Origin of the sequence: Nonomuraea turcica, assembly GCF_030718205.1 — a bacterium.
Taxonomy (GTDB): Bacteria; Actinomycetota; Actinomycetes; order Streptosporangiales; family Streptosporangiaceae; genus Nonomuraea.
In genome coordinates this window covers 852,872-878,546 of the sequence record NZ_JAUZQF010000001.1, presented here as the reverse complement: position 1 = coordinate 878,546, position 25,675 = coordinate 852,872, and the positions used below count along the sequence as shown (strand labels likewise).

The window sequence follows — 25,675 nt, the reverse complement described above, 5'->3', positions numbered from 1 at the left end:
CGACGACGATCACCACAGCAACCCGGCGATCTTCAAACAACCTCACGTGCGGAAAACCAGCTAGCGCCAGCGAGCGGTGGCCCGGCCCCGCAAGAGGGAAGCCCAGGTGCCGAATCCATCGGTCTACCTGGGCTTTCGACATCCGGCCACCTCGAGAGAGCCGATCCCACCGGCGCCGTCGGCCTAGAGTTCGCGGGCATACAGCCCTCATCCGGGCCGGAATCTCTCAGAAGTACGGTGCCCAGCCGGGACTGATCGCGGTGCCCGGGCCGAACTGGTTGCCGCCCTTGCCGTTCCAGACGGTCAGCGCTCCGGTCTCGCTGTGCACGGCGCCTATGTCGGTCCTGCCGTCCTCGTTGACGTCGCCCAGCGACATCAACGAGCCCTCGTACGGGCTCCAGCCGGGCCCAAGCTCGGTGGCACTGGTGAAGTCGTTGGCGCCCTGGCCGTTCCAGACATGCAGCGTGTGGCTGTCCTTCTTGACCGCCGCCAGGTCGCCGATGCCGTCACCGTTGAAGTCGCCGGCGATCGGCCGGGAGAAGGCGCCCCAGCCAGGGCCGATCGCGTCGCCCGGGCCGAACTGGTTGCCGCCCTTGCCGTTCCAGACGGTCAGCGTCCCGGTCTCGCTGTGCACGGCGCCTATGTCGGTCCTGCCGTCCTCGTTGACGTCGCCCAGCGACATCAACGAGCCCTCGTACGGGCTCCAGCCGGGCCCAAGCTCGGTGGCACTGGTGAAGTCGTTGGCGCCCTGGCCGTTCCAGACATGCAGCGTGTGGCTGTCCTTCTTGACCGCCGCCAGGTCGCTGATCCCGTCACCGTTGAAGTCGCCGGCGATCGGCCGGGAGAAGGCCGTCCAGCTGGAGTCGATCGCGGTGGCCGGGCCGAACTGGTTGCCGCCCTTGCCGTTCCAGACGGTCAGCGTTCCGGTGGCGGCGGAGAAGAGGTCGCCCACGCCGTCGGCGTTGAAGTCGGGGGTGGCCGATGCAGTCATCCCGGCGCCGTGCGGGTTCTGCGCGTGGGTGAGGGTCTCCCAGCCCAGGAAGTGTGACACCCCGGCGGGGCGGTTCTGCTCGACCCACTGCTTGGCGTAGGGCATGTCGTCGTAGCCGAGACGATGGTGCAGCGCGTTGAAGCCGACCTCGAAGTGGTCCCCAAGGCCCTTGGTGACCTTGCCGCCGCACAGCCACGACGGCACCGTCCCGCCCAGCTCCAGGCGAGCGTGGAAGTCCATCGCGAATCGCAGCCGGTGCTTGGCAGTGGAGTACAGGTCCACGCCCTGGTGGCGGGCCGTCTCCGCGACGTGGGAGATGGCGGCGAGACCCCATCCGGTGTGCCAGAAGTCCCGGCACGTCTCCTGGGTCAGCCCGTCCACGAACGTGGTCTGCCCCTTCCAGTAGTCGATGATCTCGGCCTTGGTGTCGTACTGGCTGTTCGGCGGTGCCTTGGGGTATGAGCCGTCCGTCTTGAGGTAGATATAGGCGGGCAGTCTGCCGCGCCAGGTCGTGACCGCCCGGTCGAAGGAGACGCGGTCGTCGAGGTGCACGGCGATGCCGATGGCGGCATCCGTCATGATCAGTTCCCAGTTGCCGTTGCTGTTAGGCCTTCCGGCGATCACGGTCGGGAGGTACACGGTGCGCAGCTTGCCGGCGAACCGGCCGGCCTGAGCCCAGCCTGTGTAGGTGTGCTTGATCAGCTCGGCGGCGCGGGAGAAGTTGGCGCCCGCCCAGCCGGTCTGCAGCGGCGCGTTGTCCCCGGTGTGCTTGGTGATCACGGCCGACCAGGCGTCCATGATCTGGATCGCCTTGACGGCGTAGCGGGAGTCCTTGGTCAGGTACCACTGGAGAGCGTGCGTGTAGGCCGCCATGGCGTCCTTGCGTTCGTCCGAGCAGCCGTAGTCGGGATTCGACACCGGGCCGCACTCCACGACGGCACGGGGCTTGGCCGTATAGGACAGCGAGGCAAAGGAATGGCTTCGCAGGGCGTTCCAGGCGGACTTCCACGGCTCGTTGCCGAGGTTGGCCCTGACGAAGTCGAGCTGAGCACGGCTGACCAGGACGCCAGGATGCTTGAACACGGCCGCCTGGGCAGGTTGCGGCACGGCTAAGGCGGCGGCCACGAGCATGGTGACCGCAAGAGGACGAGCGAAACGCACGGGCTTCCTTCCAAGATCCGGACGCCCATTTCGCCAGCCGTCGGCTCACGCTGTCAAGGAATTCGTGCCGTGGACATAGGCCGATATACCCGCGGCATACCGTACCTACGGTTGGACCCCATGCATGCCGATCCAAACGCGTTCGCATGGCGGTTGCGGTTGGAGAGCGGCGAGGTCAACGTGACGGAGACCAGGAAGATCTCCTGGATCGTACAGACCGATGTCTCACTGCTCGTGCGCTCCAGCCTAGCCTCCACGGCGCTGGACAAGATCAAGACGCAGAGGCTCGTGATGGCGTTGCTTCTCACAGGGGACTTCGGCGCTCACAGCTGGTTCTTGATGGGTTCCGGCGTGTCCGGGACGGGCTGCGCGAGGTAGGCCGCCACCTCGACGGGGGTCAGGAGGCGGGCCTCGAGAAGCAGGTCGAGCGACTCCCGCCAGGAGGTCCACGCCTCCTCCCGTCGTCCCAGGTCGTGCAGGGTTTGGCCGAGCCACCAGCACGACACGGCGGTGCCGATGGTGAAGCCGACCTCGCGCTGGAGCTTGATGGCGTGGCGGTATTCCTCTACGGCCTCGACGAGCATGCCGTTGGCCCGGTAGGCGTCGGCGAGGGTGTCGCGGGCGATGCCGAGGCTCCCGGTGTCGTCCAGTTCCTCCGTCATGGCCAGGACGTGCCGTGCTTCGTCGACGGCTTCCCCGAATCTCCCCTGACGGTAGTAGACGTGCACCCGGTTGTTGCGGACGTAGGACTCGTGGTCCCTGCGGCCGGTACGCTCGATAGTGGCGAGCGCACGCTCCAGCGCGGCCAGGGCGTCGTCGTTGCGGCCCATCATGGTGTAGACGATCCCGAGGTCGTTGTAAATCCCCGCCTTCCGGTCCGGCTGTCCGGCCCGGTCCATGCAGGCCAGCCCCTCCTCCAGCTGGTCCAGGGACTCCCCGAAGCGTCCGAGTTGCTGGTGGACGGAGCCGAGCCCCTGGTGCAGGGCTGCCTTGGCGGCCCAGTCCCCCAGCTCCCCGGCACCTCGCAAAGCCTCCTCACTCACCTCGATAAGCTCGGAGAACCAACCCCGCCGGTCGAACAGCCATTGGGTGACATTCGCGAGAGCGGCCGCCGTCTGATCGGTGGAATCACAGGCCGCCTGGCGGACCGCGGCCAGCAGGTTGTCCCGTTCACGCTCGATCCACTCGTTCGCGGCCTCCAGGGTGGTGATCTTCTCCCCGGGCTGCTCGGCGGGGAACCGGTCAAAGTCCACGTTGCCGGCGTTCACCAGGCTGTTGACCTGCTTCGCCGTGGCCAGGTAGTGGTGCAGGGCGCGGCGGATCGCGCTGGCCCGCTCCTCCGCGGCAAGCTCCTGTTCCCGGGCGTAGAGGCGGACCAGGTCGTGAAACTGGTAGCGGTCAGGCCCTGCGGGTTCGAGGAGCCGGGCGTCCAGGAGGCGTTCCAGGGCGGCCTCGGCGCGGTGTTCCGGCCAGCCTGCCAGGGCGGCGGTGGCGGCGGGGGTGTGCGTGGGCAGTTCAAGCAGGCCGAGCAGGGCCAGTAGGTGAGCGGCGTCCCGCCCGGCCGACTCCTCGCGCAGGTGCTGGTGGCTGACCGCGATACCGGCGCGCACGGCCAGGTCGGCGTACTCCAGCAGATCCAGGCGCCGGGTGGCGTCGGCGAGCCGTACCGCCAGATCGGAAATCGCTCGGTCGGGGCGGGCCGCCAGCCGGGCGCCCGCGATCCGGAGCGCGAGCGGAAAGCCGCCGCAGAGCCGTACGATCTCCGCCGTCGCCTCCGGCTCGGCGCGTACCCGGTCGGCACCGACGACGCGGGTGAGCAGCGCGGCCGCGTCGGAGTCGTCGAGCGTGCCGAGGTGCAGGTGGTGGGCGTTGTCCAGGACGGCGAGCGGGTCGCGGCTGGTGATGAGGACCCGGCAGCCCGCCCCACCTGGGATGAGAGGGCGGGCCTGACGTACGTCGCGGGCGTTGTCGAGGATCACCAGCAGGTTGCACGTCGCGGTGAGCGATCGGTAGCGGGCGGCGGCCTCACTGGGGTCGGCGGGTACGGCACTGCCGTCGAGGCCCAGCGAGCGCAGCAAGTGGCGTAGCGCTTCGATGGACGTCAGTGGGGCAAGCCCGGCGGTGGAGCCGTGCAGGTTGACGTAGACAACGCCGTCGGTGAAGCGGCCGCTGACGGCATGCGCCACGTGTACGGCGAGCGCCGACTTGCCGATGCCGCCGGGACCGTCGATCACCGTGATCATGGAACCGCCGCCCGTGACGAGGGCGGCTCGCAGCCGCTCGATCTCGGTGGCCCGGGCGGTGAACGCCTGCGTGTCGGCGGGAAGCTCGGCAGGCACGACCGGCTCGGCCAGCGTGACGTCCTGCGCCGGAACGCTGAGGTCGAGCACCGGGTTGCGGCCGAGGATGGCCTGGTGGAGGCGGCGCAGCTCGTTGCTGGGTTCGATGCCCAACTCCTCCACCATGACCCGGCGGGTGTCCTGGTAGACGGCCAGCGCCTCGGAAGATCGCGCGTCGCGGTACAGGGCGAGCATGAGCTGGGCGGCGGGCCGCTCGCGCAGCGGGTGAGCCTTGACGTGCGCGGCGAGTTCGGCGGCCACGGCGCGGTGGTCCCCGGCGGCGAGCCGTAAATCGACGTGCTCTTCCAGAACAGCGAGCCGTTCCTCCTCCAACCGGCCGGCCTCGATCCTCGCCCATGGCGCGTCCACCTCGGCCAGCGCCGGCCCTCGCCACAGCCCGAGCGCCTGGCGGAACAGCGCGTCGGCGGTCGCTGTCGCGTCCTGGGCGCGGGCGGTGCGCGCCCGCACGGCCAGCCTGGTGAACAGGTGCGCATCGACGCGGTCACGGTCGAGGGTGAGCCGGTAAGCGCCGGGGACCGTCTCGATGATGTCCTCACCGCCGTGGGGAACAAGCGTCTCTCGGAGCTTGGAGATCACGATGTGGAGCTGCTTGGCCGCGGTCGCCGCCGAACTGCCCGCCCACACGTCGGAGATGATGCGGTCGGCGTGGACGGCCTGGCCTGTGTCCAGAGCGAGCCTGGCGAGCACCCCGATCCGCCGCTGCCCGGCCAGCTTGACCACATGGTCATCCGTCGTGATCTGCCACGGACCGAGGAACCTGATCTCCAGACCCATACGGAGCGCTCCCATTCGTCACCGGATCTAGAAGCGTAACGACGTCTTGATACGTCGAAGGCATGTTTTCGGGCCGTTTGCACCTGGCTCGTCAACGTCTGAAACGTTCACCCGCCGCTTGGCTTCGCGGTGTTCTTGTCCTGAATCGTCCGAAGGGTACGCCTGAACCAGCCACCGCAGGTCCGCCACCGCACTCCTACCAGGCACTTTCAAGATCATGATCTTGAGAAGGTCTTGAGAAGGGGAGATGCTGGCCTGGCTGTCTTACCGGAATCCGCCGCTGCACCCGCGCGCCTTCCGAGATCAGGGGCTACCAGCGTGGATCCTCAGCGATCGCTTAAGGCCAGGCGCCCGCCCTCGCCGATGAACCGGCCGAAAGTATGATCTCGGGTGCTGCGGACCCTGCTTTCGACCGGTGCCGTCCCCCTGGTAGCCCAGCAGGATGAGGCGCCATGCCATGCGAAGACCTTCCCCAGGAATCGCCTCCCAAAGGCCAGGCCAGCCATCCCGGCCGCCGTCTCCCGCACGACGGGACCGCCGCCGCCTCACCCGATCGGCCTCAGACCGCCGGGCATGCGTCCGGCCAGCCCCAGACCGCTGCGCTCTCCCCGGGTCGGCCCCGGATCATCGCGCTCGACGTGCTGCGCGGGTTCGCGCTGTGCGAGATCCTGCTCGCCAACATCCAACTCATGGCCACCGGCAGCTCCGCCGTCGTGGCGCAGCCCATGGGCGACTGGGACCCCTGGCTCGGACTGCCGATCTTCTCCCTGCTGTTCGGCATCGGTTTCGCGCTGCTGCTGGACTCCGCCGCGAGCCGCGTCCCCCGCCCACGCCTGGTCCTGCTGCGCCGGCTCGGGGCGCTGCTCGCGATCGGCCTCGTCCACATGCTGCTATGGCCGGGCGAGATCCTGACCGACTACGCCGTCGTCGGATTACTGGTGCTGCTGCCTTCGACCTGGCTGCCGCGGTGGGCCATGGCCGGCCTCGCCGCCGTGCTCATCCCGGCAGCGCTGATCTTCGGCGGGGGCGGGCCCCTGCTGATCGCCGGGCTGTTCCTGCTGGGCTCGGCACTGGTCCGCTACGGAGTGATCGAGCAGATCGAGCGGTCCACCCGAGGGCCCCTCCTGCTGGGCCTGGTCTTCGCGGCGGGACTGGTTTCTGCCCTGTGGGTACAGGCCAGCATGCGGGCCGTGGGGGCCACGACGTACCTGTCTTCCACGTCCAGCCTTGCCGATCTGCTCCTCGTCGGTGTGTACGTGTGCGGCCTGCTGGTCCTGCTCAGAACGCCGCTGAGACCGGCGCTGCAGTTCGTCTTCGCGCCACTGGGCCGGATGGCACTGACCAGTTATCTGACCGCCACACTCCTCGTTCTGGCGGCCAGTCACATCCTCGGCCTGCCGATCGGCCAATCCTCGACGGCTGCGTACTGGACCGCGGGAGCCATCCTGGCAGCCCAGTGGCTGTTCTCCACCCTCTGGCTGCGTCGCTACCGCCAGGGCCCCATCGAGTGGCTCTGGCGCTGGGCGACCTGGGCGCACCGCTCATCCCTGCGCATCCCCACGAGCTGAGCCCATCACCTTGACAAGCGGAGACATCGGAGGCGGGGCCGTGAGCAGTCGGCGCGTCACCAATCGCGGGTCGCGACCAACTCTTCCACGTCCGCGTCGGCGAACCTGTAGGCCGACGCCACAAACCAGAAGTCCTCAGCGATCACCTCGCGCGCCACGGTCTCGATCTCGCTGCCGACCGCCTCGAACTCGGCCTCCAACTCGTTGAACTTGAACTTCTCCGTCGACGTCGCGGCTCTGAGCTGGGAGGGAGATCGGTCTCGAGTGACCGTGGTTGACCCCTCGTCACCGGGGTCAATGGGACCAACAAATAGAGCCCTGACCTTGGAGGCTCGTAATGGGTACGCTGATCGTCATGGGAGACGGTGAGGCATTTCTGCGGCTGGAGGATGTAGCGTCGGCGTTAGAGACGACTCTCACCGCCCTGAGGGCTGTGGGGACCGACCCGATGTACCGCGTGGGTGGCACAGGTGCCGCTCTACTGCAAGGTGTTCATCTTCCTGTCGGGGATGTCGACCTCTTAGTAGCTCGGCGGAAGGACGTGGACGCGTTCGCTGCCGCCCTTTCGTCCTTCCCCTGCCTGTATACGGCGTCTTGGCTCCCCGAGAGTTCGCAGTATTTCGCTAGGTACGAGGTGAACGGGGTCCATGTAGAGGTCAGCACGGTTGAGCAGGAGACCGACTCCGATGGAATGGAGTGCATTGGCCGTGGCCCGTGGCAGCACTACGTCTTGATCAGGTGTGGCTCGCATCGCGTTCCTGTCGTGCGTCTGGAACTGCGGTTGGCCACAGAACTCTTGCGTGATCGGCCCGATCGATACGAACCTCTCCTCGACCACATGGCGGCGCACGGGTTCGATGCAGATCTTCTGCATAGGGCTATGACTGCTCGCAGTCTTCCGATGGAACGCCAGCGTTTGGTCAACGACCGCCTGGCCCATTCCCCTCCCCGCTCCCGATAGCTGCCAGGGACGGGGGCGACCGGCCACGACGTGGCGATCGTGGAGGGCTGCATCTGGGCGGCGGCGTGGCAATCCCGGTCGGAGCTGTCGGTTGGTACGGTGGGGCCTGGCGTGTGGTGCCCGGCCCGCCGTCCCGCGCTGTCCGGGACCGGCCCCCAGGCCGCACGCCCGGACGCCCGGACGCCCGGACGGCGCACGGATCTGGCACGTGGATCATGCCGGCTTCAGCGCAGAGGGAGCGCCCGGACGCGGATGCCTGCGGTGGTGAAGGCCGCGATCGCGCCTACCTGAAGGTGCTGTTCGAGAACCTCGAGATTAGCCAAGATGACGTTGACCAAGTCGGATGGACGAAGCTCCACCATCTCCTGCACGAGGATCACGGAGGGTTCGGTCGCGCGGGCGTGGGCCAGGAGCGCGCCGAAGTCGGTGTCGGCGGAGATGATGGTCCGACTGTCCGCGACGGCAAGTTCCATGATCGTGGTGTCGGGTGCGCTCGTTGCCTGGAGATCGCGTACGTGGACCGCGTCGTGCCCTGCATTGGTCAGCAGCTCGGCGATCGTAAGGGCAGCATAGGTGCGACCCGATGTGGCCCGGGCGGTGTGGCGGCTAGGACCGTGACTCTCGGACGCCTCCAACCGCTTCGCGTGGCAGCAAATTCCCACTGTCGCCCGTACCACCCTGTCGATACCTTCAACAACCATGCAGGCGGTCGCCCTCCGAGGAGGCGACTGTCCTTTACTGCTGCCACCGCCCCGCGAGCTCTGGAGCCAAAGATTATGAATGGCCTTGCGAGAACCTGTGCAGTCTTCACAGTGGGTATCGTCTTAGCTACTTCAATGACCGGCTGTGGAGCAATGTGCGAAGCGCAGGCGAAGCAGGAAATCAACGAACTGAAGCAGATCGTTCCAGGTCTTCTCCCGAGGACTATTGCTGAGACTGTCATGGAGGAAGACGACTGTGACTCCGGAAGTGGCGGGTTCCTTGCCTTCAAAGCCAGTCGCACCATGACTAGCGAGCAGATATTCGAGAAGTTTCTCGCCAAGGGATGGAGTCGAATCGATGATCCACAGGATGGGTGCTTCCGTTGTGTCGATGGGCTTGACGGCGTTAGTACTGAGTGGGACGGCCAAGAGGTATATCTGAAGATCAGCAACTCGGAGGACGGCTCTATGGATATCTTGGCGGCTTTTGCATGATGTGCGGCCCAAGTGGCGGTCCGCGCCCGAGAACGGCCCCGGGCCGCACGCGCAGCGTGCGGGCCGCATGCTCGGGCCGCGCGGCGGCGTGTGCGCCGCCGCCTTGATACCTACAAGAGCTATTCGGCAGTGCGCTGGCTGTATCTCGCCACCTTGCGGGCCTCGGCGATGAGTTCGACAAGGTCAGCTACGAGCTTGGGACTTGCGGCGATGGCCGCGTGGGCGGACATGGTGTGCGGGCTGCCGTCGATGTCGACGACTGCGGCTCCGGCTTCGCGAGCGATGACGACGCCAGCGGCGGTGTCCCATGGGTTGTTGCTGAGCATGATGTTGGCGTCGATCTTGCCGTCCGCGACCCAAGCCAGGTCGATAGCGGCTGAGCCGAACACGGATACCTCCCGTTGACTCCGACGTTGACCTGAGAGTTGCAGAGCCAGGAGCGGATGGACGTCCGCCTCTGGACTTCTTCCGGTTGTTCGGGCGGCGCCTCGGGAAGTCCGCGCTGATGACTCCGGAGGGATCCTCTGATCATCAGGACCTTGGGTTCGATGTAGAGGCTGATCGGGTGGTGTTGATAGTCGATCCGGTTGATCGGGGCGTGTAGCGATTACTGAAGGGCGAGTCACCACCCTTCCACCTTGTTCAACATTTGTTGCATGCTGGCGTCATGGGCACTCCAAGCACGGTGGGCTTCCGACCCACCGCCGACGACAGCCGGATCATCGACTCACTTCGCCGCGAAGGCGAGTCCAACTCCGACGTGCTGCGCCGGGGGCTGCGCGCCCTGGAGCACGTGGAGTGGGAGCGGCAGGCCCGCGCCGACATGGCGCGCCTGGCCGATGAGGGCGAGGACTTGTCGCAGCTCCCCGACGAGTGGGCATACACCGACGACGGCGACATTCGGATCGTCGACACCGGCATCGTGGTCCCCGCTCGCCGTGAGACCGGACGGTGATCCGCGGCGGCGTCTATCCAGTTGATCTCGGCGACGCCAAGCGCGGCCACGAGCAGCGCGGCAGACGCCTCGGCATCGTCGTCAGCATCTCGCAGGACCACTGGTCCACCGTGACGATCGTGCCCACGTCGACCAGTCCCAACCGGCCAGCTTCCGGCCCAGGCTGACCATTCAGGGGCGCGAGACGCGCACTGACCGACCAAATCCGCACCATCGACACCCAGTATGTCCTCGGCGGGCTGTACGACCACCTCGACTCCGTAGCCATGGGACAGGTCGAGTACGCGCTTGTCCGCTATCTCGGCCCGCGCGGGGACTTCGTACGGTCGCCATCCCGGAAGCAACACCAGTGAGCGCTCAGCTCCCGACGCTGGCAAGGCGGACACGAAGTCGCGGGAGGATGGGAGGTAGGATAGAGAGCATGAGCGAGCCCACTGGCAAATATTCGATCACCATGCCGCGTGACATCGCCGAGGCCGCCCGATCCCGGAGCGGCCCTTCCGGCCTGTCCGCCTACGTCGCCGCCGCCGTCGCCCGCCAGATCGAGCGCGACAACCTTAACGAACTCATCCAGGTCGCCGAGGCTGAGCACGGCCCCATCACCGACGACGAGGTCCAGGCGCTGCGCGACCAACTCCACCAGGTCCGGCGGGGACAGGCCAAGGGCGGGGCGGCCGCGTGACCCGTTCTCCAGCGGCTCCCGGCGGCACCCTCGTCCTCGACAGCGAGGGACTGGCCAAGGCCGTCCTGCGCGACCGTACGGTCACGGCATGGCTCGCTCTCGCCCGTGCCGACGACCTCCGTGTCATCACCTCCGCCGCCACCCTCGTCGAGGTGGTCCACCCCCGCGTCAACCGGCCGGCCCTGGAGTGGACGCTGTCCCGCCTTGTCGTCGAGCCGGTCACCGAACCGATCGCCCGCCAAGCCGCCATGCTGTTGTCCGATGCCAGCCTGCACGGGCACAAGTACGCCATCGATGCCATGCTCAGCGCCACCGCCCTCGCTGCTCCAGGTCCCGTCACGGTCCTCACGTCCGACCCCGACGACCTCGCCGCCCTATGTGGCGCACGCGTCACTGTCATCAAGGTCTGAGTCGTGCTCCTAGCCCACTGGTTCCGGCAGGGGGATCACCCGGCCCAATCGCACGCAGAGATCGACAACCCTTGACAACGTCAAAGCCCAGGCACCGAATGCACCGGTCTACCTGGGCCTTTCGCATGAGAGCGGGTGACGGGAATCGAACCCGCGCTGTCAGCTTGGGAACTCTTTCAAGATCACAGCATCGACCAGGGGAAACACCAGGACACCAGACCGTGGTGGAACGAGGAGAACATGAGCCAGTATTTCCAGGTTGGCGATCAAGTCCTCTGGAACCCCTCTAACGGAGTCGCTGGCCTATTCATGCGATCAGCGGAGGCTCTTGCCCCCGAGACGGGATTACCGACAGGGCTCGGCCCTATGGAGAGCGACGAATGCGAGGTCGACCCGGCCACCCTCGCGGCCTTCGTGAGTGCACTTATCAGGCGCTACGAGCGTTCGAACCATCCAATCCTGCACTCACTCATGGAGGGCTTCATAGCGACAGCCCTGGTGCTCGTCGAGCGCGGCGGAGCAGAACTTCCTGTGCCTGACACGAACGATGCCTCCTGGAAGGATGTGCAGGTGAGCGAGCATTCCGCATGGCCGCCAGGTGGTCAGGTACGCGATGTTGAGCGGTGGGCGGCCCTTTCGGCGCAGCACGCTCGGGCAATGCCACGCTGAGGCTTCTATACCACCCGACCGCATGATCTATGGAAGAGCGGCACAGGCGCGGAGTACGCCCGGGGCTCAGGTTGCCGGCTGGAGTTGGACGAGGATCATCCAGTTGCCCTCGTCCTTCGTGTAGGTGGCTCGGACCCTGTACTGGCCAGGCTCGAGATCGATAATGAGTCGGTCGTCAGGCTCCAGCTCAGCACCGGGAATGGCGGAGTCGAAGAGCACGACCGCCTCCCGTACCTCCCAGTCCAGGTCTTCGTCGTCGTCCCAATCCGGCTCCGTTGCGAGGGCTCGCTTGGCTGCCGTGACCAGCTCGGCTTCGGAGTTTGCGGCGGCCCAGCGCAGGAAGAGGCGTTCGGTCGGCAGATAGGTCGTCATGGCAGGTTCGTCTCCGAGGACAAGGGCCTGCTGCGCACCCACGGTAACGAGGCCGATGTAGCCCTCGACGGCACAGGCACGGCCGTAGTCGCCCCAGGTCTCTACGGGACCGTCGTTGTCATCCACACCCGCCCAGCTGTTCAGCTCAGACTTGGGGACGGCTATTAGTGGCCCTCCTTCGGTGCTGACCCAGGTGTGCAGCACTGACGGCCTCGCTTTCGTTGCATGATCGTTCTCGGATAGACAGAGTATGAGCAGAGGCCAACCCTCCGGAAGGGAGCACAGGCGATCCACTGTTACCTACGACCGAGTCAGCGCCGACATGGCCGGCCACGCGACCTCAGGACACCGCTATCCGGTGAGCCGGCGCTGTGGAACGAAGCGCCGGATCGTCGATTGCCACTAACCACGAACCGAGACCAGCCATAACCAGGGGATCGTAGGACTGCATATGTGCGGCGGCGCGGCGCTGAGGTCGGCGAATTCGCTCGGTACGGCGGGCGCTGACGGCGACGAGAGCACGGCGGGCGCACTGGTCCCAGCAGGGTGACCGAGAGCTAATGGCCCGTTAATGGCCCGCGAAGATCGAACAGGCCCCTACAAGATCAAAGCCCAGGTACCGAATCCATCGGTCTACCTGGGCTTTCGCTATGAGAGCGGGTGACGGGAATCGAACCCGCGCTGTCAGCTTGGGAATTGCAGGGATCTTGGCTTGTGGACGCGCTGACCTGCGACTGAGGCCGGCCGTGAGTGACCGTGGTTGACCCCTCGTCACCGCGCTTAATGGCACGCTAATGGCACGGCGGTCAAATGCTCTTTGTTCAACGGAGCGGGAGCGCTCGCACTCTGATGCCTGCGGGGGCAAAGGCCACGATCGCACCCGTAGACAGGTGAGGGTCGAGGACATCAAGGTGGTTAAGGATGATATTCACCAGCTCAGGCGGTCGAAGCTCAAGGATCTCCCGCACAAGCATGACCGAGGGCTTGGTGGTACGGGCCTGAGCCAAAAGCGCGCCGAAGTCTGTATCCGCCGAGACGATGACCCGGTCGTCCGCCATGGCAAGGGCCATGATCGTGGAGTCCGGCGCACTCGTCGCTTGGAGATCGCGCACGTGCACCGCATCGTGACCGGCCTTCGCCAGCAGTTCAGCGACGCGCGGTGAGAGGTTCTCATCAATCAGGAAGTTCACGCCGGCTCTCGGAGGCGGTAGAAGTGGACGTTCGTGGAGGCCGCTGCGTATTCCAGCCCCTGCTTGATGTCCTCGCGTTCGAGGTCGGGGTAGTCCGACAAGATCTCATCGAAGGTCCATCCAGCCGCGACGAGCCGTACCACCGTCTCCACGGTGATCCGCAGCCCTCGGATGGTCGGTTTGCCTTCGAGCTTGTCGGGCTCGACAGTGATCCGATCGAAGTTCATGGTGTCTCCCCTCCATCTCGATACTGCCAGCTCGCACCTGTGCTAGCGACCGCGATACCACGGCGACATGAAGAGAGATGAGGAAGATCAAGGAAACCGGCCAGTGCCAGAGGCCTGGCTGAGCTTTCTGTGGAGCGGGTGACGGGAATCGAACCCGCGCTGTCAGCTTGGGAACCGGCTACTGATCTTGGTGTCCTGAGCGGGGAGAACGGGGGTCCTGGTCAGACCGCGACGAGTGGCCGTGAGTGGCCCTGAATGACCTTGACCTGCCGTTCGTTCTGGCACGCATCTGGCACGAGGATCAGCTCTCCGACCTGGGATTGAAACGCACTGCGCGCACCCCGCCCGCCTCGGCCCCATTAGGACCCGCCGATCTTGAGCACTTCCCCCTCCCTGAGCTGGAGATCCACTCCAGAGGCGATTGTTGACTCGGCACTACAGACCCTCGGGCGACGCGTGCGTGTAGCGGTTGAGCGTGGTCGAGGTCGACGAAGCGGGTATCCGGCCTGGCCTTGCCCGAATCACTGCCATACCCGCGATATACCGCCCCTCGCTAGCGTTGGCCGTGTCAACAACCCGCATGTGGCGGGCGTTTCTTGCTGCCCAACCGGCAGCATCCAAAATCGCCGCGATATCCCCAAGGAGAACGATGGATTCCCGTGCCTTCATCCGAGCCGCAGCTCTGGCGGCAGCTGTGCTCACCATGACTGTCGCCACACCGGCCGCCGCCGCTCCGGCGGCCAACGCCGCGCCCTCCTGCGTCAATGTCCAGCATGGGAGGACCTTCTACGAGGAGACCGCCTTCGGAAAGTACTATCACCACTGGGTGAAGATCACGAACAACTGCGCCAGCAAGAAGAAGCTCAAGGTGGACTGGAGGGGGGCCTTTATGCCCGACTCCAAGTGCACCACGATCAACAAGGGCAAGAGCGCAGAATTCACCAAGAACGGCAAGTGGGACGCCTACGCCGGGTGGTACGGCTGCTGAGCTGTTCCGCGTCCTGGGCTGAAGGCGTGGCACGGCATCGCGAGCCGCTACGACAAGATGCCCGAGAGCGATCTTGCTGGCCTCCACCTGCGAGGAGCAGTGATCTGGATGCGCAGCCTCCAATGATCACGACTCAACACAGGCCCTAGCGGACCTCCTGCGGTGCTGACCCAGGTATGCATGGGTTTCCCGCTTTCGATGCATGATCGTTCTTGCTAGGGCACAGAGTATGGGCAGCAGTCAAATCCCGAAAGGGCGCACAGACGATCCGCTGTCTCGCTGTCTACCTACGACGACACGACCGAGTCAGCAGCCACATGCTTGGCTTCGCGACCTGAGGACACCGCTATCCGGTGAGCCGGTGCTGAGGAACGAAGCACCGGATCGTCGATCGCCCCCAGCCACTACCTGAGGCCAGCCCACGCGTGGCGATCGTAGGGCTGCATTCGTGCGGCGGCGTGACGCTGGGGTCGGTGAGCTTGCTCAGTACGGCGGGCGCCACGATCGGCGTGGCGGTCCGTGCTGCTGCCGCCCGGGACCGGCCCCCAGGCCGCATGCCCGGGCGGCGGGCAAGCGACGGGCCGCTGTACGGCGGCGCGGCGCGCCGCCGCTTGATACCTACAAGAACTATTCGGCAATGTTCCGATCGAGCACCACGGCCTTGCGGGCCTCGGCGATGAGTTCCACGAGGTCTGCCACGAGTTTGGGGCTTGCTGCGATGGTCGCGTGAGCGTTCATGCTGTGCGGGCTGCCGTCGAGATCGACCACAGTCGCTCCGGCTTCTCGGGCGATGGCGACTCCTGCTGCGGTGTCCCACGGGTTGTTGCTGAGCATGATGTTGGCATCGATCCTGCCGTCTGCCACCCAGGCGAGATCGATCGCGGCTGAGCCGAACATCCGGATGCGCTGGACACGAGCAGCGAGTTCTTGGGTCAGGGCAAGCCGTGGCCGGTTTCGCTCGTCGGCGTTCTCCCCCACGGCATAGTCACCGATCGCCACGATCGCGGCCTGCAACTCGCGGGCGTCACTTACCTGGATGGCAGATCCGTTGGCGGTAGCGCCAACATTCTCGGCCGCCGAGTAGCGAAGGTTGAGGAACGGCAGGTCGATCACTCCGAGTGCGGGCGTGTCCTTGTCGATCAGCCCGAGGGAGACACCGCAGAGCGGGATGCCGTGCAGGAAGTTGGCCGTTCCGTCCACGGGGTCCAGCGCCCACATCAGGCTGTCGCCCGGGTGGCTAACGCCTTCCTCCTCGCCGAGGAAGCCGATCTCAGGTGTCTCGCGGGCCAGGAACTCCCGTACGGCATGTTCTACGGCGTAGTCCACCTCCGTCGCCATGTCCCGATCGCCTTTGGCGGTGACAACGCCGGGAGCCTTGGTGCGGATGATCTCGCTGGCGATCGACACGGCCCGCTCAGCGATGGGGAGAAGAGTCCTGGCGTCGATGGTCATACGGGTTTGCTCCGCTCCCACATATCCCTGAACACCTGGTCGAAGATGGGGAACAGCCCCTCTGCGGCGGTGTTGTCCTTGATCACAAAGGTTGGTGAATCGACTCCGCGTGCCTGCGGCAAGTACGGCTGGACCACGCACAACGCCCGGTCCACGATGATCAGATTGAATCGGATCGTCTCGTCGTAGACGTGAAGTTCAAGGCGTTGGGCGGACGTGGTGTCGAGCCGAGCGCGCAGCCTGGTCAGCATGCTGATGTTGAGCGCCGTGAGGGTCGTCAGGGTGCTGTCGGTGTAGCCCTCTTCTGCATCGCGGGCGCGGATGGCCTGTCCCTTCGGGTCGAGGAAGAGACAGCGGATGAGCGTACCGGAGTCCAGCAGACGCCTGAGCTGATGATCGGGGTAGCTCTGGCAGAGGATGTTGAGCGACAGGCCTGCTGCGCTGATTTCCTTCGCGTCGTCGAACATCGTGGATGCCGGATATGCGGAGGAGAAGGCCGAGCGGCTGCTGAATACCGCCGTTACGTCGGCCATCTGCGGCATGGAGCAGGTTGCGGCGTCGAGGCCGCCGCTTCTGGCTGGCTCCGGCTCTATCCGCTGCGCCGGAATCGCCGGGGCGGTTGTGGAGAACAATTCGCTCGCCGACCTGCCCGGGAACATCGCTTCCAAGACGCGGCAGTGGCCCGAGTACGGCAAGCCCTTGAGTTCCCCGTTCAGCCATCGGTGGAGCTGTGCCCGGCTCGGCCAACCGCCCTGCAACGACGGGTCCACCTTCTTGGCCGCCTTGTCGTACTCCTTACAGAACGTGCTGTAGGTCTGCCAGTGGCGTTGCGTCAGGAGAGTCTTCAACAGGATCGGCTGGTCAGTCATGATCCGCGCCTCGGACTGGGGTGCCATATGAGCCCAGGTTAGCGACAGAGACGGTCTCGGACGAGACAAAGAGGAGACGAAAAGAGACGAGTCGATTACAGACGGTACTCGGGAGCGATCGAGACGTGACAGGTCCTCCGGCAATCCTCGTTGCATGACTGCGCCGTGTAACTCCTGCTCAGGGCGAGGCTGGAAGTACGTCAGCCTCCGCCGGGCCGTGGTGGTGGCCGAGAACAACTCAGGCGACGCCGCTCCTGATGACCGACACCGCGATGACTGCTGGCGGTGCAGCGGGACCGGACGGGCGGGTGCGTTGCTGTGAACGTCTACGTCGGCTGCTTTGCGCCTCACGTTGGTCCGCTTCGGCCAGACTGCATGCGCCTGGTCTGGCGGGAGGTGGTCCGCGAGCAGGGTCCGCCGCGCGTGATCGAGTTCACCTGCGAGTGCGAGGACATCATCTACGAACGGTGTCGCGAGGGTGGCCTTGTCTACATCCGTCGGACTACGCGTCTCGATGGAGTGGTGCAGCAGATTCACGAGACGTATCGCTGGCGATCCAAGGAGGCACAGGACGCCTGGATTGCCCTCCTCAATGGCGAGGCTCGATAGGCGGGCGCGGCGGTTGGCGAGTACAGGGGTGCCATTCCGTCGCGTCTTGGTGCTGGTGGAGGGGCTGTCTGTAGCGCAGTCAGATGGTTCCTCCACCAGTTCGTACGCTTCCTGTAGTTGAGGGGGAGACAGGCCGTCCAACTCGAACTAGGCTTTACGACAAGTCGAGTTGTTGGGTGGTCGTCATGTCGTCTGAAGAGTTCGCGCCCCCGAAGTACGCCCAGATCGTGCAGACGATCAGGCAAAAGATCGCGGACGGGACCTATCCGCCCGGCTCTCTGCTGCCCTCCGAGACGCAGCTTGTTCGAGACTTCAAGGTGAGCCGCCCAACGGTCGTCCGCGCACTCCAGGTTCTCCAGCTCCGCGGCGTCATCGAGCGGGAACATGGCAAGGGCTCCTTCGTGAAGGCGGCTCCGCCGGGCGCGTCCAGCCAGAACCACCGTCCGGGCCGCGCCGTCCTGGACCGTGTGGAAGCCGACGAGAACAGCACGGTCATCGACGCCGGATCATTGGCAGCCAGTGCGGCAATCGCCAAGCTGTTGGACGTGCCGGAGGGGTCCACGGTCGTACGGCGCCGCGTCCTCTTCCGTGATGATGAGCGACCCACGGATCTGTTCACCGTGTGGTGTCCGGCTCAACGGGCCGAGGGGACGCAGCTCGGCGACGCGCAGCCCCTTAGTGCCGGCATCAGGGAACATCTGCGAGCGAGCAAGGGCCTCAAGCTCCAACACGTCGTCGAACGACTGAGCGCAAGGCACCCTTCAACCGACGAGGCCAAGCTCATGGAGATTCGCAAGAGCGCGCCCGTTCTCGGTGTTCTGGCGAGCGTGTTCAATGGCGGAGGACGGCCCGTACTCGTCGTGGATCTGGTGCTCCCCGGGGACCTTCACGAGCTAGAGGACTCTTACTCGCTCTAGTCAGAGCCCATTTCTGCGGCGCTCCTGCTCGCTGCACTCAGCCCGAATAAGGGCGATTCTCCATCTTTGGGATTTTTCTTCCTGATTCGTCAGCCTACGTCTAGCCAGTTGTCGGGCACGGGCTTTGATCTTGACGATATCTACCCCACGACCGCCAGGCGGCGGCCTCATGGCTTCATCGTCGGGCTCACTCTTGAGCGACATGTCGCGGGCATGATTGAGGTCGTACCGTAATTTCGAGATCTCGCACTCCTTGCACGGTCCCATATCGGCGCGACTGCCACATGGTCCCCGCACGAGCTTTGGAGATCACGTGGAGTTGATCGTCATTTAAACCGATCCATCCGCTATGCCGCAATGGCTTATGGATGGATTTGTCATGGCCCCCTAAAAGATCTTGAAGAAATCCCGCTAACTCGTGTTGTCAAGTCCCTGACCTGCGGGTACTTTCATGACAACTCGACAAGACGAGTTAGCGACAAGACGACAAGCTAGGAGCAAGCCTCATGGCACTGCAAGGTCCCATCCCCGTCACGTTCGACATGGTCTTCCCGCACGGCTGCTACATCGTGGGCGACGTCGAGCCCGTCAAGGACTTCGATGCCTCGACCAACGGGCGCTTCGTCCAGACCCGCGACAAGCAGAGCGGAGAGCTCGTCTGGCAGGTCAGCGTCATGGATGCCGACCCGACGCTCAAGGCGGCTCAGAAGACCGTCTCCGTCAAGCTGCTCAGCCCGACTCAGCCGGTTCCTCCGGCTCCTATGGCCGGGCTGCCGTTCACGCCGGTCGAGTTCGACCAGATGACCGCCACCCCGTACGTCAACCAGGCCGGAAGGCTGGCGTACTCGATCAAGGTTCGCGAGATGCGCGCTCCTCGTCCGGCTGGTAGGGCGACGACCGCTACCAAGGACGCAGCGTGATGGGGCGGCGGAAGGCCCGTCCGGTCAGCACGATCGCGCTCAAGGTCGGTCAGGGCGCTGACCCACGGAACCATCCGTACCCGCAGCGGTCGCCGGTCCTGGGGCTCGTCTTCGGCGGTACGCAGGTGCTCGTCACCACGTCGGCCAACGATCACGTCACCCTCGACGACGTCGAGTTCGCTCGGACTCTGGCGCGAGAGGCCGCCATGTTCGCCAGAGCGGTGGAGCGCATGTTCCACGGCCTCCCGAACGGTCTGGGGGTGGCGGGTCGATGACGCTCAGCCCGTACACCTACGTCACCGTCTCCCTACGTCCCGGTCAGCCGTCGCGGTTCAGCATCGCCTTCTGCTCGGCGGAGCTGCGGGCGCGTGCCTGGCTCGGGGAGAACGGCAAGCCCTGCTTCGACCTCGACACCCAGGACGCCTCGGTGACCGTCTCGACGTCGGGACCGGTGACCGATAACGACCTGACCGTTGCTCGCGAGGTCTTCAACGCCGCCGCTCGCTATCTGGCTGACTGCGAGCGGCTGCACTCCGGCGAGTCAGGCAAGGCCACCGACGGCGAGGCGGCCTGATGCTCAGCGGGGCCGCAGGAAGCGGCAACTTCCGGCGGCCCCTCGGTCTTCCGCACACACGCGACATGCATGGAAGGACTTCACCCTAATGTTCAAGAGGATGCCCGGCGACGAGCCGCACCGCATCGTCTCGACCACCCCTGACACGGCGGTGGTCTTCAAACCGGCCGTGGTGCAGACCCCGGCCATCATCACTCTGGTCATCTTCATCGCCCGGTTCGTAGCCGGCCTCTTCCGTCTGGTCTGGCGGCATCCCGTCGCGCTGGCGGCGATCGCCGTTCCTGCTGGGCTCTGCCTCGTGTACGGCTGGCGCGTCGCGCTGCTGCTCGTCGTTCCCGCTCTCGTGGCCATGGGCGCCTGGGCGATCCTCGACAGGCCGACGTTCGCGCGGTGGATCGGCTGGCGGCTGGTCGCCTTCGCACGCTGGTTCTGGATCTATCGGCGACACTGGCAGCCGGTCATGACCGTCGCCGGGCTGGCCCGGCACATACGCGGACGGGAGTACATCCCGCGGCTGGTCAAGGTCACCTCCGACTCCTGGGCCGATCGGCTCACCGTCCGCATGCTCGACGGCCAAGCGGTCAAGGACTGGTCCGACAGGATCGAGAACCTGTCCCACGGCTTCGGGTCGGAGAGCTGCCGCGTCGCGGTGGCCAGGGCCGGTCAGCTCGTGCTGACCTTCCCGCGTCACGATCCGCTGGCCACGCCGATAGCCGCGCTTCCCGTCCCAGACACACCGACTGTCGGGCCGGTCGAGATCGGCAGGCAAGAGGACGGCTCGCCGTGGCTCCTCCGGCTGCACGGGACTCATGTCCTCGTCGCCGGTGCCACTGGGGCGGGCAAGGGCTCGATCATCTGGTCAGCGATTCGTGGCCTCATGCCAGCCCTGCATGCGGGCCTGGTCGAGATCTGGGCGCTCGACCCGAAGCTGATGGAGCTGTCGTACGGCAGGGCCCTCTTCGGCGGCCGGTACGCGGCGGATCCCGCTGACTGCGCTGACCTGCTCGACGAGGCCGTGAGCGTCATGCAGAAGCGTGCGGCTCGTTTCGCCGGGGTTCAACGATCACACACACCCACTCTCGACGACCCGTTCGTCCTGGTCGTGGTCGATGAGGTGGCGTTCCTGACCGCCTACCAGTCCGACAGGCAGCTCAGGCAACGCATCTCGGCTGCCCTGGCCACGCTGACCACTCAAGGCCGCGCGGTCGGCGTCGGCGTCCTGGCGGCTCTCCAGGACCCTCGCAAGGAGGTCATGAACATCCGCAACCTCTTCCCGGACAAGATCGCTCTGCGGCTCGATGAGTCGGAGCAGGTGGACATGGTGCTCGGTGACGGGGCAAGGGATCGCGGCGCGCTGGCCGACCGCATCTCCCCTCGTCCAGAACGGGGCGCGGGCGTCGGATACGTCCGGCTGGAGACCAGTCCCGATCCGATCCGCGTACGGGCCGCGTACGTCTCCGACGACGACATCCGCGCGATGGTCGGTGAGGTCCGATGACACTGGCTCACTTCCTCGACGGCCTCCGCTGCGCTTCGTGCCGTGCTCTGAATGTTCTCTGGCTCGACGCGATGCGCGGCCTGGTCGAGTGCTCCGAGTGCGGACAGATCGCGCTCACGTTCCCCGAGGTTGGAGAGGAGGTCCGTTGAACGACCGCAAGACTCTGCGAGCCATCCGCATGGCTCAACCGCTCGCCCGCGACGTGGCCGAGGAGATCGCCAAGCTTCACGGCGTCTGCATCCGTCCCGTGGCGCTCAAGCGGCTCGACATGACGACCGGCAAGTCAGAGATCGTCGATGTCCCGTGCGGCTCACCGCTGGAGAGCAAGTGTCCTCCGTGCGCCAAGCGCAACCGGCAGCTCCGGATGGCGCAGTGCCGGGAGGGATGGCACCTCGATGAGGAGCCGATCATCACGCCCGACGAGGCGACCGATGGGCAGCGCTGGCTTGTCGAGTTCCGGGCCGACATGCAGGCCAAGCGCGACGAGGAGGAAAGGGCCGGCGGCGACACCTCCGACTTGGACGCCGTGCTCACCGGGCTCGACATCGAGATCAACGAGGCCGGGATGCGCGGCAACGTGCTCGGTCGTACAGGGTCCAAGCGCGTCCGCTCCACCAAGCGCCGCCAGGACGCGCCTGACCTGCCGAAGCGGAAGATGGCCAGCACGACTCTGGGGCGGACCTTCGAGGCGTCAGACGGCAGGACCTACCGGCCTTCTCTGTTCGTCACGCTCACCCTGCCGAGCTACGGCAAGGTCATGAACGGCTCCCCCGTCGATCCGGACACGTACGACTACGTTCGGGCGGCCCGTGACGCGCTGCACTTCTCCAAGCTCGTGGATCGGTTCGTGCAGAACCTTCGCCGGGTCGCTGGCTATGACGTGCAGTACTTCGCCACGGTGGAACCTCAGAAGCGGCTCGCTCCGCATCTGCACATGGCCGTCCGGGGCACCCTGCCGCGCGCCGAGATGAAGCAGATCGCGGCGGCGACCTATCACCAGGTCTGGTGGCCTCAGGCGGATGAAGTCCGTTTCGAGGGTGACCACCTGCCCATCTGGAACGACGGCTACGTGGACCCAGAGACGGGCGAGGTCCTACGCACCTGGGACGAAGCACTCGACCAGCTCGACGACGAGCCCATGCACGTGATCCGCTTCGGCGATCAGGTGGACGTCAAGGGCGTGCTCGCCGGGTCGCCGGACGCCGATCAGTGCATCCGGTACCTGTCCAAGTACCTGACGAAGAGCCTCGGCGAGACCCTGGACGGTCAGGCTCAGCGGGAGCACGCGGCCCGCTTCGTCGATGCCCTCCGCTACGAGCCGTGCTCACCGACCTGCCCGAACTGGCTCCGGTACGGCGTTCAGCCCAAGAACGCCAAGCCGGGGATGGTTCCCGGCCGCTGCCGGTCCAAGGCTCACAAGCCCGAACACCTCGGCTACGCCGGTCGCCGGGTCCTCGTCTCCCGGAAGTGGAGCAACAAGACGCTCGCCGAACACAAGCAGGACCGCCGCACCTGGGTCCTGGAAGCGCTCGGCCAGGCCGACGAACCCACCGACCCACACCGCTACGTCTGGCAACCGGTCAGGCCGGGCGATCCCGAGGTCGCTCCGATCGGCGTCCGGCTCTTCAGGTCCATCGCCGAACGGCAGCGATGGCGCGCCCACCTGAGACGCCTCGAAGAACTTTCGGCAACTCCGCAGGCAGCCTGAGAGGAGGAGATCTTGGACCAACTGTTCACCGTCCCGGAAGCGGCCGAACTGCTCAGCACCTCGGTTCGCTTCGTCCGCCGACTGATCGCCGAACGCCGGATCGAGTTCGTCAAGGTCGGGCGGCACGTCCGCATCCGAGAGTCCGCACTGATCGCCTTCGTCGTCGCCGGGACCGTCGCGCCCATGACGACCTTCGACGCAACGGGGAGGGCCGCCTGATGGCCAACAAGGACAACCACCGCCGTTTCGGCAACATCCGCAAGCTGCCCTCGGGACGCTTCCAGATCCGCTACCCCGGACCGGACGGGCGCATCAGAACTGGTGAGGAGACCTACGAGCGCAAGGGCGACGCAGACCGGGCGCTGACCCTGATCGAGGGAAAGATCCTCGCTGGGACGTGGACCGACCCCGAGCGGGCCAAAGTCAAGCTCGCGGAGTATTCGGCAACCTGGATCGACCAGCGTCCTGGGCTCCGGCCGAGGACGATCGACCTCTATCGCTGGCTGCTCAAGAAGCACATCACGCCGTATCTCGGCAACGTCTCGCTCGGCAAGCTCTCCACGGCGATGATCCGGCAGTGGCGGGCGGATCTGCTCGGCAAGGGCGTCTCGGTGAGCATGGCGGCCAAGGCGTACCGGCTCCTCCGCGCCGTGCTCATGACGGCGGCCGAGGACGACCGGATCATCTCCCGCAACCCGTGCAGGATCCGCGGGGCCGGCGACGAGCACGCCGAAGAGCGACCGGTCCTGTCCGTGGGGCAGGTCTTCGAGCTGGCGGACAAGGTCGGGCGCCGCCCGGTGGGCAGCATTCGAGGGCTCAAGAGAGGTGAGGGGCACCGCATCCGGTTCCAGCGGCATGGGGAGATGCGGACGTATCCGGAGGTCTTCCCGACGCGAGCGGAAGCCGAGCGGGCGCTGTGGCGGATGATCGACACCGGGCAGGCCGACAGCACGCACGATCGGCGGTACAGGGCCTTCGTGCTCCTGGCCACCTTCGCGAGCCTGCGATGGGGCGAGATCACCGCGCTGACCCGAGCAGACCTCGACCTCGACGCGGGTACGGTCCGGGTGCGCCTGGCCTATGTGGAACGCTCCACTGGCGAGCTGGTTCTTGGTCCGCCCAAGTCCAAGGCTGGCAAGCGTATCGTGGGTATCCCGCAGGCGATCATCCCAGCCCTACGAGAGCACCTGCGGCTCTACGTGAAGCCCGAAGCCGGATCTCTGGTCTTCACCGGAGTCAAGGGCAGCCCCATGCGCCGGAGCGGGTTCAACAAGCTGTCCGGCTGGATAGAGGCCGTACGGGCGATCGGCGTCCCGGGGCTGCACTTCCATGATCTCCGTCACACGGGAAACATGATCGCAGCGGACTCGGGCGCGGGCCTCAAGGACCTCATGGCACGCATGGGACACGACAACGTCCGCGCCGCGATGATCTATCAGCACGCCGTCCGGGGAGCCGACAAACTGATCACCGAAGCCATCGACAAGCATCTGATCGGGCACGAACGGGCACGCGACGAGGACGACGACGACCCGCCCGGCCTGCTGGTCCCCGCCGGGTGACCACGAGCCCTAATGGCACGCTAATGGCACGCGGAGATCAACGCCCCTAGAAAACAACGAAGCCCAGGTACCGAATCCATCGGTCTACCTGGGCTTTCTGGCTGAGAGCGGGTGACGGGAATCGAACCCGCGCTGTCAGCTTGGGAAGCTGATGTTCTGCCATTGAACTACACCCGCGCACGACCCGAAGTCGCGCCCTCCACTGTAGCGGAAACTTGCCCCACAACAGCAATCCCGAGCCCGCGCAGTTTCCACCCGGACGGTAAGTTGCTCTCCGTGCTGCTATCTGACCGCGACATCCTTGCCGAGATCAACACCGGCCGGCTCATGCTTGACCCCTTCGATCGGGAGATGATCCAGCCCTCCAGCATCGATGTGCGGCTTGACCGGTTCTTTCGGGTGTTCGAGAACCATCGGTACCCGCACATCGACCCGTCGATCGAGCAGCCGGATCTCACGCGTATGGTGGAGCCCCCCGGGGACGAGCCGTTCATCTTGCATCCGGGCGAGTTCGTGCTGGCCTCCACGTACGAGGTGATCACGCTGCCCGATGATCTGGCGTCGCGACTGGAGGGGAAGAGCTCGCTGGGGCGGCTCGGGTTGTTGACGCACTCGACGGCCGGGTTCATTGATCCGGGGTTCAGCGGGCATGTGACGCTGGAGCTGTCGAACGTGGCGACGTTGCCGATCAAGCTGTGGCCGGGGATGAAGATCGGGCAGCTGTGCGTGTTCAAGCTCAGCTCGCCGGCCGAGCATCCGTACGGGTCCGCCAAGTACGGGTCGCGCTACCAGGGCCAGCGGGGGCCGACGCCGTCCCGGTCGTTCCGGAACTTCCACCGCACGAAGATATGAACAAAATGAACGGAAGGTGAACACAAAGAGAACATTGAGGTGATCGGAGGGCTGGTCTCAGGCCTTCGGCGGGGTCGTACGTGCTGATGGGAAGGCGTGCGAGCAGCAAAAAGCCCCAGAAGTACCCGCAATCCCGGTGTTGCGCAACATACGGCGGGTAGCCATTAGGCGAAGGAGAGATGAAGTTCGCATTTCGCCTGGTAGGCCGTA

At 65.8% G+C, this 25,675-nt stretch carries 28 protein-coding genes and 1 tRNA gene; 18 read left to right on the top strand and 11 right to left on the bottom strand.

Annotated elements, in window-relative coordinates:
- Positions 1 to 226 precede the first annotated feature (226 nt).
- Positions 227 to 2,152 (bottom strand): FG-GAP-like repeat-containing protein, encoded by a 1,926-nt coding sequence (locus Q9G87_RS04695; protein ID WP_305914906.1) that lies wholly within the window; start codon positions 2,150 to 2,152, stop codon positions 227 to 229.
- Between the two features lie 323 nt (positions 2,153 to 2,475).
- A complete protein-coding gene (locus Q9G87_RS04690) occupies positions 2,476 to 5,286 on the bottom strand; it encodes an AfsR/SARP family transcriptional regulator (RefSeq protein ID WP_305914905.1) in 2,811 nt (936 codons plus the stop codon).
- Between the two features lie 452 nt (positions 5,287 to 5,738).
- On the opposite strand from Q9G87_RS04690, the gene Q9G87_RS04685 reads away from it, so the two are divergent.
- Positions 5,739 to 6,854 (top strand): DUF418 domain-containing protein, encoded by a 1,116-nt coding sequence (locus tag Q9G87_RS04685; protein ID WP_305914904.1) that lies wholly within the window; start codon positions 5,739 to 5,741, stop codon positions 6,852 to 6,854.
- Between the two features lie 56 nt (positions 6,855 to 6,910).
- On the opposite strand, the gene Q9G87_RS04680 is transcribed toward Q9G87_RS04685, so the two are convergent.
- Both Q9G87_RS04680 and Q9G87_RS04675 read right to left on the bottom strand, forming a co-directional pair.
- Positions 6,911 to 7,153, bottom strand: a complete 243-nt coding sequence (locus Q9G87_RS04680) for a DUF5713 family protein (RefSeq protein WP_305915133.1) — start codon at positions 7,151 to 7,153, stop codon at positions 6,911 to 6,913.
- An 886-nt stretch (positions 7,154 to 8,039) separates the two neighbouring features.
- On the bottom strand, positions 8,040 to 8,516 hold the full coding sequence (locus tag Q9G87_RS04675) for a DUF5615 family PIN-like protein (protein ID WP_305914903.1): 477 nt from the start codon (positions 8,514 to 8,516) through the stop codon (positions 8,040 to 8,042).
- Between the two features lie 75 nt (positions 8,517 to 8,591).
- Here Q9G87_RS04675 and Q9G87_RS04670 point away from each other — a divergent pair, with 75 nt between their 5' ends.
- On the top strand, positions 8,592 to 9,011 hold the full coding sequence (locus Q9G87_RS04670) for a hypothetical protein (protein ID WP_305914902.1): 420 nt from the start codon (positions 8,592 to 8,594) through the stop codon (positions 9,009 to 9,011).
- Positions 9,012 to 9,130: 119 nt separating this feature from the next.
- Here the strand turns inward: Q9G87_RS04670 and Q9G87_RS60555 are convergent, their stop codons facing one another.
- Positions 9,131 to 9,400 (bottom strand): inositol monophosphatase family protein, encoded by a 270-nt coding sequence (locus Q9G87_RS60555; protein ID WP_371825724.1) that lies wholly within the window; start codon positions 9,398 to 9,400, stop codon positions 9,131 to 9,133.
- 278 nt (positions 9,401 to 9,678) lie between these two features.
- On the opposite strand from Q9G87_RS60555, the gene Q9G87_RS04660 reads away from it, so the two are divergent.
- The 5 genes from Q9G87_RS04660 to Q9G87_RS04640 all read left to right on the top strand — a co-directional run bounded on the left by Q9G87_RS04660 (position 9,679) and on the right by Q9G87_RS04640 (position 11,727).
- Positions 9,679 to 9,966: a hypothetical protein gene (locus Q9G87_RS04660; RefSeq protein WP_305914901.1), complete on the top strand. Its 288-nt coding sequence runs from the start codon at positions 9,679 to 9,681 to the stop codon at positions 9,964 to 9,966.
- Positions 9,963 to 10,133: a type II toxin-antitoxin system PemK/MazF family toxin gene (locus Q9G87_RS04655; RefSeq protein WP_305914900.1), complete on the top strand. Its 171-nt coding sequence runs from the start codon at positions 9,963 to 9,965 to the stop codon at positions 10,131 to 10,133. Before Q9G87_RS04660 ends, Q9G87_RS04655 begins: the two co-directional genes overlap by 4 nt.
- A gap of 254 nt (positions 10,134 to 10,387) precedes the next feature.
- Positions 10,388 to 10,648: a CopG family transcriptional regulator gene (locus tag Q9G87_RS04650; RefSeq protein ID WP_305914899.1), complete on the top strand. Its 261-nt coding sequence runs from the start codon at positions 10,388 to 10,390 to the stop codon at positions 10,646 to 10,648.
- Positions 10,645 to 11,058, top strand: coding sequence for a type II toxin-antitoxin system VapC family toxin (locus tag Q9G87_RS04645; protein ID WP_305914898.1), 414 nt, complete (start codon positions 10,645 to 10,647; stop codon positions 11,056 to 11,058). Before Q9G87_RS04650 ends, Q9G87_RS04645 begins: the two co-directional genes overlap by 4 nt.
- Before the next feature lie 135 nt (positions 11,059 to 11,193).
- Positions 11,194 to 11,727, top strand: a complete 534-nt coding sequence (locus Q9G87_RS04640) for a DUF6086 family protein (RefSeq protein WP_305914897.1) — start codon at positions 11,194 to 11,196, stop codon at positions 11,725 to 11,727.
- 66 nt (positions 11,728 to 11,793) lie between these two features.
- Here the strand turns inward: Q9G87_RS04640 and Q9G87_RS04635 are convergent, their stop codons facing one another.
- The 3 genes from Q9G87_RS04635 to Q9G87_RS04625 all read right to left on the bottom strand — a co-directional run bounded on the left by Q9G87_RS04635 (position 11,794) and on the right by Q9G87_RS04625 (position 13,516).
- Complete coding sequence (locus Q9G87_RS04635; RefSeq protein ID WP_305914896.1) at positions 11,794 to 12,303, bottom strand: Imm21 family immunity protein; 510 nt, start codon at positions 12,301 to 12,303, stop codon at positions 11,794 to 11,796.
- 617 nt (positions 12,304 to 12,920) lie between these two features.
- Positions 12,921 to 13,289, bottom strand: coding sequence for a DUF5615 family PIN-like protein (locus tag Q9G87_RS04630; RefSeq protein WP_188195486.1), 369 nt, complete (start codon positions 13,287 to 13,289; stop codon positions 12,921 to 12,923).
- Entirely contained in the window at positions 13,286 to 13,516 is a 231-nt protein-coding gene (locus tag Q9G87_RS04625) for a DUF433 domain-containing protein (RefSeq protein ID WP_103961631.1), read from the bottom strand. The genes Q9G87_RS04630 and Q9G87_RS04625 overlap by 4 nt, the downstream gene beginning before the upstream one ends.
- A 649-nt stretch (positions 13,517 to 14,165) precedes the next feature.
- Between Q9G87_RS04625 and Q9G87_RS04620 the strand changes: the two genes are divergently transcribed.
- The gene (locus Q9G87_RS04620; RefSeq protein ID WP_305914895.1) at positions 14,166 to 14,504 is read left to right on the top strand and encodes a hypothetical protein; all 339 of its coding nucleotides are present in this window, start codon (positions 14,166 to 14,168) and stop codon (positions 14,502 to 14,504) included.
- 627 nt (positions 14,505 to 15,131) lie between these two features.
- Here Q9G87_RS04620 and Q9G87_RS04610 read toward each other — a convergent pair.
- Together Q9G87_RS04610 and Q9G87_RS04605 are read right to left on the bottom strand one after the other, a co-directional pair.
- On the bottom strand, positions 15,132 to 15,956 hold the full coding sequence (locus Q9G87_RS04610) for an inositol monophosphatase family protein (protein ID WP_305914894.1): 825 nt from the start codon (positions 15,954 to 15,956) through the stop codon (positions 15,132 to 15,134).
- Positions 15,953 to 16,825, bottom strand: a complete 873-nt coding sequence (locus Q9G87_RS04605; protein ID WP_305914893.1) for a DUF5919 domain-containing protein — start codon at positions 16,823 to 16,825, stop codon at positions 15,953 to 15,955. The genes Q9G87_RS04610 and Q9G87_RS04605 overlap by 4 nt, the downstream gene beginning before the upstream one ends.
- 318 nt (positions 16,826 to 17,143) lie before the next feature.
- On the opposite strand from Q9G87_RS04605, the gene Q9G87_RS04600 reads away from it, so the two are divergent.
- The 9 genes from Q9G87_RS04600 to Q9G87_RS04560 all read left to right on the top strand — a co-directional run bounded on the left by Q9G87_RS04600 (position 17,144) and on the right by Q9G87_RS04560 (position 24,613).
- The gene (locus Q9G87_RS04600; protein WP_305914892.1) at positions 17,144 to 17,434 is read left to right on the top strand and encodes a hypothetical protein; all 291 of its coding nucleotides are present in this window, start codon (positions 17,144 to 17,146) and stop codon (positions 17,432 to 17,434) included.
- Positions 17,435 to 17,619: 185 nt separating this feature from the next.
- Complete coding sequence (locus tag Q9G87_RS04595; RefSeq protein WP_305915131.1) at positions 17,620 to 18,351, top strand: GntR family transcriptional regulator; 732 nt, start codon at positions 17,620 to 17,622, stop codon at positions 18,349 to 18,351.
- Positions 18,352 to 18,857: 506 nt separating this feature from the next.
- Positions 18,858 to 19,271, top strand: coding sequence for a plasmid replication, integration and excision activator (locus Q9G87_RS04590; RefSeq protein WP_305914891.1), 414 nt, complete (start codon positions 18,858 to 18,860; stop codon positions 19,269 to 19,271).
- Positions 19,271 to 19,546, top strand: a complete 276-nt coding sequence (locus Q9G87_RS04585; RefSeq protein WP_305914890.1) for a hypothetical protein — start codon at positions 19,271 to 19,273, stop codon at positions 19,544 to 19,546. The genes Q9G87_RS04590 and Q9G87_RS04585 overlap by 1 nt, the downstream gene beginning before the upstream one ends.
- The gene (locus tag Q9G87_RS04580; protein WP_305914889.1) at positions 19,543 to 19,845 is read left to right on the top strand and encodes a hypothetical protein; all 303 of its coding nucleotides are present in this window, start codon (positions 19,543 to 19,545) and stop codon (positions 19,843 to 19,845) included. Before Q9G87_RS04585 ends, Q9G87_RS04580 begins: the two co-directional genes overlap by 4 nt.
- Positions 19,846 to 19,933: 88 nt before the next feature.
- On the top strand, positions 19,934 to 21,343 hold the full coding sequence (locus Q9G87_RS04575) for an FtsK/SpoIIIE domain-containing protein (RefSeq protein WP_305914888.1): 1,410 nt from the start codon (positions 19,934 to 19,936) through the stop codon (positions 21,341 to 21,343).
- 178 nt (positions 21,344 to 21,521) lie between these two features.
- Complete coding sequence (locus Q9G87_RS04570; protein ID WP_305915130.1) at positions 21,522 to 23,051, top strand: replication initiator; 1,530 nt, start codon at positions 21,522 to 21,524, stop codon at positions 23,049 to 23,051.
- A gap of 12 nt (positions 23,052 to 23,063) precedes the next feature.
- Positions 23,064 to 23,270, top strand: a complete 207-nt coding sequence (locus tag Q9G87_RS04565) for a helix-turn-helix domain-containing protein (protein ID WP_225271124.1) — start codon at positions 23,064 to 23,066, stop codon at positions 23,268 to 23,270.
- Positions 23,270 to 24,613 (top strand): tyrosine-type recombinase/integrase, encoded by a 1,344-nt coding sequence (locus Q9G87_RS04560; protein ID WP_305914887.1) that lies wholly within the window; start codon positions 23,270 to 23,272, stop codon positions 24,611 to 24,613. The genes Q9G87_RS04565 and Q9G87_RS04560 overlap by 1 nt, the downstream gene beginning before the upstream one ends.
- A 106-nt stretch (positions 24,614 to 24,719) precedes the next feature.
- Here Q9G87_RS04560 and Q9G87_RS04555 read toward each other — a convergent pair.
- Positions 24,720 to 24,790, bottom strand: a tRNA-Gly gene (locus Q9G87_RS04555).
- A gap of 99 nt (positions 24,791 to 24,889) precedes the next feature.
- On the opposite strand from Q9G87_RS04555, the gene dcd reads away from it, so the two are divergent.
- Positions 24,890 to 25,465: a dCTP deaminase gene (gene dcd, locus Q9G87_RS04550; RefSeq protein ID WP_305914886.1), complete on the top strand. Its 576-nt coding sequence runs from the start codon at positions 24,890 to 24,892 to the stop codon at positions 25,463 to 25,465.
- The last annotated feature ends 210 nt before the right edge of the window (positions 25,466 to 25,675 follow it).